We start from the raw sequence: 11,735 nt of genomic DNA, 5'->3' as shown, positions 1-11,735 counted from the left end.
CACCCTGCGCACCGGCCTCGCCCTTCGGACCCTGCGGACCGACAGCACCCGCCGAGCCGGCCGGACCCTGAGGACCAACCTCACCCTGCAGACCCGCGTCACCCTTCAGACCGGCAGGACCCTGTGAACCGGCGACACCCTGCGAACCGGTCTCGCCCTTCGGACCCTGCGGACCGACGGGACCGGTGAGGCCGATAAGACCGGCCACACCCTGCTCACCCTTCGGCCCAACCGGACCAACCAGGCCCTGCGCACCGGTCTCGCCCTTCGGACCCTGCGGACCAACCTCGCCCGTCAGACCCGTGTCACCCTTCGGACCGGCAGGACCCTGAGGACCAACCGGACCGGCGACACCCGCCGAGCCGGCCGGACCCTGAGGACCGACCTCACCCTTCGGACCGGCAAGACCCTGCGGACCCTGCGAACCTGCGACACCCTGCGAACCGGCATCGCCCTTCGGACCCTGCGGACCGACAGCACCGGTGAGGCCGATAAGACCGGCCACACCCTGCTCACCCTTCGGCCCAACCGGACCAACCGGACCAACGAGACCGGCAGGACCCTGCGCACCAGGAATGCCCTGGTCGCCCTTCGGACCGGCGAGACCGGCTTCGCCTTGCTGACCGGCAGGTCCGGCGGGCCCCATGGGGCCCATCGGGCCGGCGGGACCCTGCGGGCCGGCCGGGCCCGGCTTGGCCAGGGTGTCGGGGAGGACGATCCACACGGGCATGGCGACATAGCCCGGAGGGACGACGGGACGGGAGGCGCAGATGTCACACCCGTCGGCCGCCGTCGTGGCGGTCGTGGTGGGAGTGGTGGGAGTGGTGGTGGTGGCCATTCTGGCCGGAGGGCTTACGGGCCCGAGAACGTTCCCCATCCGGTACGCGGCCGTCGATGCGGCCTTCCCGGTCAGCCGGAGGAGAGAACCAAGGGACTCCTGGACCGCGTGGAGGGGCGCCTGCTGACTGACCCTTGGCGGACTGTGGCCGGCGTCTGCGGCCGCGCCCGCCTGCATAGGCGCAGATATAAGAACGGCCGTAGCGAGCACTCCGCCCACTACGCCCCGCTTGAAGGTTGATGACACGTTGTTACTCTTTCTTCCCGGTCGCACAAAACGTCCGGTTTTGTGGGAGGTCTGATTGGTTGAAGACCTTCGTAGCTACTCCTTTCCGGCACGAACTAAAGCGCCGTACAAGAGAGGCGAATTTCTTCCCTTCCGACACGAGAAGCAAGTAAATTGCCCGAGATCCAGAGAAAAACCGACTAGATACCAATATTTCGCCTCAGGCACGACATAAGCCCCGCGAGAGGCTCTCGCGGGGCTTATGTCATAAAATCGTGTTATGCCCTATTTGTTCGTTGGGAAGCCGAGGTTCACACCCCCATGGCTCGGATCGAGCCAGCGCGAGGTGACGACCTTGCCCCGGGTGTAGAAGTGGACCCCCTCCGCCCCATGGACGTGCGTATCCCCGAACAGGGAGGCCTTCCAGCCGCCGAAACTGTAAAACGCCATGGGCACCGGGATCGGCACATTGATCCCGACCATCCCGACCTCGACCTCGTTCTGGAAGCGCCGGGCCGCGCCACCGTCGTTGGTGAAGATCGCCGTGCCGTTGCCGTACTCACCGGTGTTGATGAGCTCCAGCCCCTCCTCATACGAGGACACGCGCACAATGGACAGGACCGGCCCGAAGATTTCCTCGCGGTGTACGCGGGAGCCCGCGGGGACGTGGTCGAGCACGGTCGGGCCGAGCCAGAAGCCGGGGGTGTCAGCGGCCGCCGTACCTCCCAGGACGGGGGTGGAGCGCCCGTCGACGACCAGTTTGGCGCCCTCCTCGACTCCGAGGTCGAGGTAGGAGGCGACCTTGTCGCGGTGTTCGCCCGTGACGAGTGGGCCCATCTCCGAGGCGGGGTCGTCGCCCGGTCCCACGGTGAGCCGCTGGACCCGGGACACGATCTTGTCCACGAGTTCGTCGCCGACGGGGTCGACGGCGAGGACGACGGAGATCGCCATGCAGCGTTCGCCCGCCGAGCCGAACCCGGCAGAGACGGCGGCGTCGGCGACCAGGTCGAGGTCCGCGTCGGGCAGAACGAGCATGTGGTTCTTCGCGCCGCCGAGCGCCTGAACGCGCTTGCCGTGCGCGGTGCCGGTCTCGTAGACGTAGCGGGCGATGGGGGTGGAGCCGACGAACGACACCGCACGCACGTCGGGGTGTTCGAGCAGGCGGTCGACCGCCTCCTTGTCGCCCTGGACGACGTTGAACACACCGTCGGGCAGCCCTGCCCGCTTCCACAGCGAGGCCATGAGCAGCGAGGCCGACGGGTCCTTCTCCGACGGCTTCAAGATGAACGTGTTGCCGCAGGCGATGGCCACGGGATACATCCACATGGGCACCATGGCCGGGAAGTTGAACGGCGTGATGCCCGCAACGACGCCGAGCGGCTGGCGGATGGCGTACGAGTCCACCCGGGTCGATACGTTCTCGGAGAACCCGCCCTTCAGCAGGTGCGGGATCCCGCAGGCGAACTCGACGACCTCTAGGCCCCTCGCCACCTCGCCGAGCGCGTCGGCGTGGACTTTGCCGTGTTCGGCGCTGATCAGCGCGGCCAGTTCGTCGCGGTGCCGGTCCATGAGCTCCCGGAAGCGGAACAGGATCTGGGTGCGCTTCATCAGCGACGCGTCCCGCCACGCCGGGAACGCGGCCTTCGCCGCCGCCACCGCGGCCTCGACCTCGGCCGTCGAGGCGAGTTCCACGGTGCCGCCGGTCTGGCCGGTGGCGGGGTCGCACAGCTGTGCCGTACGGCTGCCCGCCACCGAGGCCGGTTCCCCGGCGATCCAGTGGGCGACGTGCTTCACGACGCCGCCTCGGCGTTGATCACTTCGAGGGCGCCGACGATGATGGCGAGCCCTTCGGCGGCCTCGTCGAGGGTGAGGGTGAGGGGAGGGGCCATGCGGAGGGCGTTGCCGTACAGGCCGCCCTTGCCGGCGAGCAGGCCGGCCTTCTTGGTCTCCTCCATGAAGCGGGCGGCCAGCGCGGGCGCGGGCGCGCCGGTCGCCGGGTCCACCAGCTCGACCGCGAACATCAGGCCCTTGCCGCGTACGCCGCCGACGATCGGCAGGCGCGGGGCGGCCTCACGGAGGCCGTCGATGATGAGGGCGCCGGTGCGGGCGGCGTTCGCCTGGAGGTCGTGGTCGAGCACGTAGTCCAGGGTGGCGTTGGCGGCCGCCATGGAGATCGGGTTGCCGCCAAAGGTGGCGAGGCCGACCGCGTGGAGGTTGTCCATGAGGTCGCCCCTGGCGACGACGCCGCCCACAGCGAAGCCGTTGCCGAGGCCCTTGGCGAAGGTCATCATGTCGGGCGTGACGCCGTGGTTCTGGATGCCGAAGAAGGCGCTGCCTGTACGGCCCCAGCCCGTCTGGACCTCGTCGGAGATGAACAGGATGCCCTGCTCGTCCAGGACCTCCTTGTAGGCGGCGAACAGCCCTTCGGGCGCCATGGTGAATCCGCCGACGCCCTGGATGGGCTCGGCGATGAGCGCGGCGACGTCGTTCGACACGGCTGTGGCGAGGACGTGCCGCAGGTCGTCAACGCACGCCGCGATGTAGTCCGCGTCGCTCATCCCGCGGAACTGCGCGAGGTGGCGGTCGGCCCCGTGCAGGAAGTGCACGTTGAGCGGCGAGTAGGAGTTGTTCTTCCAGGAGCGGTTGGAGGTCACGCCGATCGCGCCGAAAGAGCGGCCGTGATAGCTCTGCCGCATCGCCAGGACCTGGTCGGACTTGCGGGCGTACGTGGCGAGCAGGAGCGCCGTCTCGTTGGCCTCGGTGCCGGAGTTGGTGAAGAAGACCTTCGCGTCCTTGATCCCGGACAGCCGGGCGATCTTCTCGGCGAGCTCGATCTGCCCGCGGAGCAGGTACACCGTCGAGGTGTGCACCACGCCGGTGGCGATCTGGCGCTCTACGGCCTCGCGCACCTCCGGCACGTCGTAGCCGATCATGTTGGTGAGGATGCCGGCGAAGAAGTCGAGGTAGCTCTTACCTGAGGCGTCGACCACCCGGTTGCCCTTGCCGCTCACGATCTCGATCGGCTCGTCGTAGTACAGGGCCACCCAGTTGGGGATCACTGCCCGGTGGCGGGCGAGAAGGTCAGACATATCTCCAGTATCCCGACAGGCCACCCCCGCTCCCAGCTACAACCTGTCGGGTCAATGCAAAACCTGATTACACCTTGTCGACCTGCTCGACGGCATCCGCCCCGCTCTCCGCGGGCGTCGGCGCCGCCGCCGGGGCCACCGTACGGCGGAGCAGGAACGACCCGAGCACCACCGCGGCGATCGTGAACCCGACACCGACCCACGACCCGAACGACATGGCCGCCACGAACGACTCCCGCCCGGCCTCCGCCAGCCCGGGGTCGCCACTCGCGAGCGCCCCGCTGATCGACTCGCGGGCCGCCGCCGGAGCGCCTCCGGGCATGTTCGCCGTGTAGATGCCGGCGAGCACGCTGCCGAGCAGCGCCACGCTGAGCGCCGCGCCCACCTGCTGCACCGTGTCGTTCACCGCGGAACCGACGCCGGCGTGCTGAGGCGGAACCGCCCCCATCAGCGTCGTGTACACCGCGGGTCCGGCCATGCCCATGCCCATGCCCATGATCATCAGCGCCACCAGCATCAGCCAGTAGCCGTTGCTGGTCGGCAGGAAGGAGAGTACGGCGAAGCCCACCGCCACGACCGCCATCCCGGCCAGGATCAGCGGCCGGTTGGGGATCCGCTGCCCGAGCGTCGCGCCGACGGCGTTGAACACGGCGGTCGAGATCGCGTACGGCAGCAGCCCCAGTCCTGCCTCCATCGGCCCCATCCCCAGCACGAACTGCAGGTACTGCGTGAGCATGAGCAGCACCGCGCCGCTGCCGAACGACATGAGCACGATGGTGAACGAGGCGCCGCTGAAGTTCCTGTTCTTGAACAGGTCCATGGGCAGCATCGGATGCGCGATCCGCGACTCCCAGATGATGAAGGCCACGAGCGCCACCACGGCGACGGCCGCCGCCGTCAACGTGCGGCCGGAGGTCCACCCCCAGTGCGGGCCGGAGATCACGGCGAAGACCAGGGATGACATTCCCACCACGGAGAGGATCACGCCGAGCGGGTCGACGGGACGGGCGTCCCCCTTCGACTCGGGCATGATCACGATGGCCGCGACGATGGCGATCACCGCGATCGGGATGTTGATGGCGAAGGCCGATCCCCACCAGAAGAACTCCAGCAGCGTTCCGCCGAGGGTGGGGCCGAGGATCACGCCGACCATCGACACGGTGCTCCACACGGCGATGGCCTTGCGCCGCTCGGTCTCGTCGAAGACCGTGATCAGGATCGACAGGGTGCTGGGCATCAGGATGGATCCGCCGACGCCCATCAGCGCCCGCGCGCCGATCAGGTGCCAGGGCTCGGTGGCCAGCATGGCCACGGCCGAGGCGCCGCCCAGGACGGCCAGGCCGATGACCAGGAAGCGGCGCCTGCCGTACCGGTCGGAGAGGCCGCCCGACGTGATCAGCAGGCCGGCGAAGACGAGGATGTAGGCGTCGATGATCCATTGAATGTCCGCCGGCGTGGCGCCCAGTTCGGACATGAGCGAGGGGATCGCCAGGTTGAGGATCATGTTGTCCACAACCAGCACCAGCAGGGCGAGGCACAGCGCGCCCAGGATCCACCACCGCCGGGGGTGGGGTTCCGTTCGTACAGCGTTCGAGGTCACTCGCACACTGTACGATAAACTCGAACAGTGTGCGAGATGAATTAAGCTTGAGCGACAGGGAGGTGGGCTGAAGACCGTGGTCGACAAGCACACGTACACATCGGTGTGGGTCAGGGACGCGGCGAAGGGCGCCCAGCCGAGACGCACCGATCGCGACCTGAGCCGCGAGCAGATCGTGCGCGCCGCGATCGAGATCCTCGACGCCGAGGGGTTGGACGCGCTGAGCATGCGCAGGCTCGGCGCCAAACTGAACGCTGGCGCCACCTCCATCTACTGGCATGTCGCCACAAAGATGGACGTGCTTGACCTCGTCCTAGACGAGGTGCTCGGCGAGGTCGAGATCCCCGAGCGGGGCGACTGGATACTCGCGGTCAGCGTCACCGCCCACAGCCTGCGGGAGACCCTCTTCCGGCACCCCTGGGCGGCCGCCCTGATCTCCTCCCGACCGAACCAGGGCCCACACGCCGTGGACATGGCGGAGCGGGTGTTCGGCATCTTCGAGAGCGCCGGGTTCAAGGCGCTCGACGCCTCCCTCGCGCTCACCGCCGTGGTCTCCTTCACGGTCGGCCTCACCGTGTCCGACATCACCTGGCAGGGCATGGTCGCGGCCTCGGGCGTCTCCGAGGAGGAGTGGCGGCGCCAATCCAACGAGGTCACCCGCCAGACGATCAGCACTCGGCCGCGACTGCGAGCCTTCCTCGACACCCAGTCTCATCTGGACGACGAAACCCTGCTCGTCATGCGCTTCAACTTCGGCCTCCAGTGCCTGCTGGACGGCCTGGCCGCGAGGCTCAACAAAACCGCGCGGGTCGGCGAAACGGGACCCCGCCCCAGCGGAGGCACCTGACCACACACTCCGACATTCGGGACACCGTGTGATATGTGATGCCTCACAGTTACAGGCTGATCGTATAGTCTCGACGCGTGTTACCCACCATCGCCGATGTGCTGGCCCTGGACATCGTCCGCCGGGGCAACCCCCACGTCGTCGCGGGTGCGGACCGGCTCGGCACCCGCGTGCGCTGGGTGCACGTCGGCGAGGTCACCGACATCGCCCAGCTGCTGCGCGGCGGTGAACTCGTCCTCACCACCGGCGTCGCCCTGCCCGACGACATCGGCGAGATCTCACGCTACATCGCCGAGCTCGCCGCCGTCGGAGCCTCCGGCCTCGTCGTTGAACTCGGACGCAAGTTCGTCGACCGGCTCCCCAGCGCCGTCGTCCACGTCGCCGAGGCCCACGGCCTTCCCCTCGTCACGCTCTCCCGCGAGACGCCCTTCGTGCAGATCACCGAATCCGTGCACGCCCGCATCATCGACATCCAGCTCGAAGAGCTGCGCGCCTCCGAGCAGCTTCACGAGGTGTTCACCGAGCTGTCCGTCGAAGGCGCCTCCCCGACCGAGGTGCTGAGCCAGGTGGCCCGGCTGTCCGGCCGTCCCGTGCTGCTGGAGAACCTCGCCCACCAGGTGCTCGCCGCCGAGACGGCGGGCCGCGACACCGGCCCGCTGCTGGGAAGCTGGGAGACCCGCTCCCGAGCCGTCAAACCCGATGAGCGCACCGCCTACGACGCCGCCTCCGGATGGCTCGTGACCACCGTCGGCGCCCGCGGCCAGGACTGGGGCCGTCTGATCATCCTCTGCGCCGACCCGCCGACGCCCCGCGACATCGTGCTCGCCGAGCGCGCCGCCACCACCCTCGCCCTCGGCCGCCTACTCGAACGCCACCAGGAGTCCCTCGAACGGCAGGCCCACGGCACGATCATCACCGGCATCCTCACCCACGCCTACGCCGACCCCGACGAGGCCGCCGCCCGGGCCCGGGCCCTGGGTGTCCCCCTGACCGGACACAAGCTGATCAGCGTCGTTCTGCGCCTCACCGAAGACCACGACACCGCCCTCGACACCCAGGCCCGGCTCGGCGAGCTCGCCGAGGCCACCGCGGCGGCCTGCCGCGAGATACGGCTGCCCGCCCTCGTCGGCACCCTCGACGACACCCGCGTCGGCGTACTGCTCCCGCTCCCCCCGCGCACCACCGCCGAACGCGCCCTGACCTCACTGGCCGAACGGCTGCGCGCCGCCTTCCCCGCCCCCTTCGTCCTCGCCGCCGGCTCCGTCGTCGAGTCGCTCAAGGACGCCCGGCGGAGCTTCCTCGAAGCCGAGCAGGTCGCCGACGTCGCCGTGCGCCAACCCGACGGCAGGCCGTACTACCGCCTGCCCGACCTGCGCCTCCGCGGGCTGCTCCACCTTCTCAGGGATGACGCCCGTCTCCAGACCTTCGCCGAACGCGAACTCGGCCCCCTGCTCGCCCACGACGCGCAGCGGGGCGGCGACCTCACCGGCATTCTCCGGGTCTACCTCAACGCCGGGCGCAACAAAGCAGTCGCCGCACAAAAAGCCCATTTATCCCGACCTGCGTTCTATGATCGACTCCGTCGCCTAGAGCGCATCCTCGACACCGACCTCGACAACATCGAGTCGTGCCTGTCGCTTCACGTCGCCCTCCTCGCCCTGGAGTCCATCCGGCGCGACACGCGCTGACCGACACGCGCCGACCGGCCACCGGCGCCCGCCGCACACCGCCCCTCCCCCTGTCTCGACAGCGAATCACTACCAAGAGTCACGCTCACCGTCACAGTGCGTTTCTCAGCATTATCGGCGTCGCTCCCAACATTACAAATAGATCACATTTTCCGGCTTTCTCCGGTGTCGTCCCCATCTGATTTCTCCGAATGGAGAGCAGCTCTTTGTGAATTAGACCGCTTTCTCATTCCATTTTGCGCGTTCTGCCGTCATGAGGGCGGAGATCTCGGCACGATGGTCCCTCGAAGATCGGTCACCTACGAGGAGAAGCCTGATGTCGCGCCGAGTCGTCGCCGGCCTGTCCACCGCCGCACTCATCCTGACCGCGGTCCCAGCAGCCGCGAACTCGGCGAGCGTCAGAGTCCCCGCCTCAAGCTTCCCCCTGGGCTCCGGAGGCCTCGCCAACCGCACCTCCAGCGCCGTCGCCCCCGGCGTTACCCTGTTCCAGGTACGGCAGGGCGCCGCCTCCCAAGGCTGGACCGCGACCGTGATCCTCAACGGCGGCCGCGACTACGGCATGCGCACCACCGCCGAGGCCAAGGCACAAGAAGTGCAGGACGCCGGGTTCGATGCCCGCGTCGAACCCATCGTGCGGCCCGCCGTCGCCGACCACCCCGCCGAAGAGATCTACATGGTCCGCGTCGGCTTGTGGAGCCTCAAACAGCGCGCCAAGGCCGACAAGATGGTCAAGGAACTCAAGAAAGCCGACATCACCGCCAAAGCCGACTACATCGGCGACGACGGCGCCGAAACCACCGGCCCCTGGAACATTCGCGTCCTCACCGTGGACCCCAAAACCTTCCGCGGCGGATTCCGCGCCAGCCTCGGCACCAGCGTCGCCAAACGTGAAACCACCTCCGCCATGTCCAAGCAGGTCGGCGCCATTGCCGGCATCAACGGCGGATTCTTCAACATCCACACCTCGCCCGCCCTGCGCGGCGAGCCCGTCGGCATCTCCGTCGTGGGCGGCCGACTCCTCAGCGAGGCCGTGGCCGGCCGCAGCGCCCTGGTCGTCCAAGGGCGCAAAGCCAAGATCACCGAGCTCAAGTCGGGTATGAGCGTCTCGTCCGACAACGGCAACCACTCCCCCGTCCACGGCGTCAACCGGGCCGCCAAGTTCGACGAGCTCGTCCTCTACACCGCGGAGTACGGCGCCAAGACCCCCAAGGACGGCGGCACCGACGCCGTCATCGACACCAACGGCAAGATCGTTCAGCTCCGTCCCGCCGGAGGCGCCGTGCCCAAGGGCTCACGCGTCCTCCACGGCAGCGGCGTCGGCGCCGGCTGGATCCAGGACAACCTCCTGCAAGGCTCCGCCGTCACCTTCCCCACCCAGGTCATCGACCTCCGGACCAACCGCACCATCCCCCTCAACCCCGACACGCACATCGTCGGAGGCGGCGTCGGCCTCGTACGCAACGGTAAAGTCCACGTCACCGCCAAAGCCGACGGCCACGCCTCGGTCAACATGATCCTCCGCCGCCACCCGCGCACACTCCTCGGCGTCACCAAGTCCGGCGGCCTCATCCTCGCCGTCGTCGACGGCCGCAACCCCGGCATCAGCGTCGGCGCGTCCTTCACCGAGGCCGCCAAACTCATGCGCTGGCTCGGCGCCCACCAGGCCATCAACTTCGACGGCGGCGGCTCAAGCGCCATGGTCGTCAACCACAAGGTGGTCAACCGCCCCTCCGACGGCGCTGAGCGCCCCGTCGGCGACGCCTTCTTCATCACCCGCTGACCACGCCCGCCCGCACCTCGGCTGTGCCGTACGACCCCCGCAAGGGCCCGTACGGCACAGCCCCCCAACCCCGCCCGCCGCACCCCGTGCAGCGCCGTCACCGGAGCTCGCCGCCGACCCCCACCCCGCGGTCACGCCCCCGCTCCCCGGCCGCCACGCATGCCGCCCCGACGATGCCCGCCTCGTTCAGCAGCGATGCCGGCACCACGCGGGTACGCAGCCGAAGATGCGGCAGAAACTTGTCCGACTTCCTGCTGACACCGCCGCCGATGACGATCAGTGCCGGTGAGAGCAGCGCCTCCACGTGCTCCAGGTACTCCTCCACGCGATCCGCCCATTTGCCCCAGCTCCACGCGTGGGCGGCGCGGCTCTGAGCAGAAGCCCGCCGCTCGGCTTCCTTCCCCCGCACCTCCAGATGGCCGAACTCCGTATTCGGCACGAGACGCCCGTCCACGAACAGCGCACTGCCGATCCCGGTGCCGAACGTCAACATCAACACCACGCCCTCGACGCCGCGCCCCACACCGAACGCGACCTCGGCGATCCCCGCGGCATCGGCGTCGTTGAGCACGGTGACACGCCGCCCCGCCGCCTCCGAGAGCAGCCCCGCTGCGTCGGCCCCGATCCAGCCGTCGTCCATGTTGGCAGCAGTCCGCACCACCCCGTCGAGCACCACCCCCGGGAAGGTCACCCCGATGGGCCCCTCCCACGAGAACTCCTCGACGATCCGCCCCACAACCCCGGCCACCTGCCGCGGAGCCGACGGGTCCGGCGTCGGGGTCCGCACCCGGTCCCTCGTCAGCCTCCCAGCCACAGTATCGACGGGCGCACCCTTGATCCCCGAGCCGCCGATGTCAATGCCCAACGCCTCCATAGCTGCCCCCTTCCCCCCAAGCCGCCGGTTCACCCGCCGCAAGCACAGCCGCAGCCCATGGCCCCGACGACCACCCCACGGAACGAGGTAGGCATGATCAAGGCTGGGACCTCACTCTGAAGAAAGAACCCGCCGGCACCCCCGCCTCGGCAGCCCTCCACCGCTCCTGTGGCTTCACCGAGCCGGGCCCCCTCACCAACGTCGGCCGCAAACACCGACGCTGGATCGACACCCTGCTCCCTCCAACACCCCCTGTAAGCCGATAAGGGCTTATCCCAGGGGGCTGCCAAAGCCCGAAACATCTAAGGCAACCAAACCCGGCCGATACCCCCACCCCCAACAAACCAAGAACCCCGGCAAACAAAAAAGGGGCCACCCGGCCCCCACAAAACAAAACCAGAACCCCCCACACCCCGCCGACAACCCCACCACCCCACCGACAACACCAAAACAACAAAAAAGAGGAGCCGCCCCACCCCAGGCAACCCCCCAAAACAAGAAAAGGGCCACCCCACACAGGATGGCCCCTCTCATATAAAATTGTCCGGCGGCGACCTACTCTCCCACACCCTCCCGAGTGCAGTACCATCGGCGCTGGAGACCTTAACTTCCGGGTTCGGAAAGTAACCGGGTGTTTCCCCTCCGCAAAAACCGCCGTAACCCCAACGACAACAACCAAAAGATTGCCGCCTCAGAATCACACAGTGGACGCGAGCAAAAACGCACAGCACACAGACTGCACAAAACCTTGCGGTCAAGTCCTCGGCCTATTAGTACCGGTCAGCTCCACACCT

General features: G+C 68.3%; 8 protein-coding genes and 1 rRNA gene. 4 read left to right on the top strand and 5 right to left on the bottom strand.

Annotated features, from left to right (window positions below; translation table 11 throughout):
- Positions 1 to 770: 770 nt before the first annotated feature.
- Positions 771 to 965 (top strand): hypothetical protein, encoded by a 195-nt coding sequence (locus BLQ73_RS01790; protein WP_093167576.1) that lies wholly within the window; start codon positions 771 to 773, stop codon positions 963 to 965.
- A gap of 383 nt (positions 966 to 1,348) precedes the next feature.
- Here BLQ73_RS01790 and BLQ73_RS01785 read toward each other — a convergent pair whose 3' ends face one another.
- The 3 genes from BLQ73_RS01785 to BLQ73_RS01775 form a co-directional block, all read right to left on the bottom strand.
- Positions 1,349 to 2,857 (bottom strand): CoA-acylating methylmalonate-semialdehyde dehydrogenase, encoded by a 1,509-nt coding sequence (locus tag BLQ73_RS01785; protein WP_093167574.1) that lies wholly within the window; start codon positions 2,855 to 2,857, stop codon positions 1,349 to 1,351.
- Positions 2,854 to 4,152: an aspartate aminotransferase family protein gene (locus BLQ73_RS01780; RefSeq protein ID WP_093167572.1), complete on the bottom strand. Its 1,299-nt coding sequence runs from the start codon at positions 4,150 to 4,152 to the stop codon at positions 2,854 to 2,856. The genes BLQ73_RS01785 and BLQ73_RS01780 overlap by 4 nt, the downstream gene beginning before the upstream one ends.
- A 67-nt stretch (positions 4,153 to 4,219) precedes the next feature.
- Entirely contained in the window at positions 4,220 to 5,752 is a 1,533-nt protein-coding gene (locus tag BLQ73_RS01775; protein ID WP_218125580.1) for an MFS transporter, read from the bottom strand.
- Between the two features lie 76 nt (positions 5,753 to 5,828).
- Between BLQ73_RS01775 and BLQ73_RS30875 the strand changes: the two genes are divergently transcribed.
- The 3 genes from BLQ73_RS30875 to BLQ73_RS01755 all read left to right on the top strand — a co-directional run bounded on the left by BLQ73_RS30875 (position 5,829) and on the right by BLQ73_RS01755 (position 10,067).
- Positions 5,829 to 6,599 carry a TetR/AcrR family transcriptional regulator C-terminal domain-containing protein gene (locus BLQ73_RS30875; protein WP_218125579.1) on the top strand — a complete coding sequence of 257 codons (771 nt, stop codon included), beginning with the start codon at positions 5,829 to 5,831 and terminating at the stop codon, positions 6,597 to 6,599.
- A gap of 77 nt (positions 6,600 to 6,676) precedes the next feature.
- Positions 6,677 to 8,287 carry a PucR family transcriptional regulator gene (locus tag BLQ73_RS01760; RefSeq protein WP_093167569.1) on the top strand — a complete coding sequence of 537 codons (1,611 nt, stop codon included), beginning with the start codon at positions 6,677 to 6,679 and terminating at the stop codon, positions 8,285 to 8,287.
- Positions 8,288 to 8,603: 316 nt separating this feature from the next.
- Positions 8,604 to 10,067 carry a phosphodiester glycosidase family protein gene (locus tag BLQ73_RS01755; protein ID WP_093167567.1) on the top strand — a complete coding sequence of 488 codons (1,464 nt, stop codon included), beginning with the start codon at positions 8,604 to 8,606 and terminating at the stop codon, positions 10,065 to 10,067.
- Between the two features lie 97 nt (positions 10,068 to 10,164).
- On the opposite strand, the gene ppgK is transcribed toward BLQ73_RS01755, so the two are convergent.
- Positions 10,165 to 10,941 (bottom strand): polyphosphate--glucose phosphotransferase, encoded by a 777-nt coding sequence (ppgK, locus tag BLQ73_RS01750; RefSeq protein ID WP_093167565.1) that lies wholly within the window; start codon positions 10,939 to 10,941, stop codon positions 10,165 to 10,167.
- 542 nt (positions 10,942 to 11,483) lie between these two features.
- Positions 11,484 to 11,600, bottom strand: a 5S ribosomal RNA gene (gene rrf, locus BLQ73_RS01740).
- Positions 11,601 to 11,735 lie beyond the last annotated feature (135 nt).

The sequence above is a fragment of the Sinosporangium album genome, from assembly GCF_900100605.1.
GTDB lineage: Bacteria > Actinomycetota > Actinomycetes > Streptosporangiales > Streptosporangiaceae > Sinosporangium > Sinosporangium album.
Note: the sequence above shows the minus strand (reverse complement) of the source record. Positions and strands in the feature narration are given on the sequence as shown.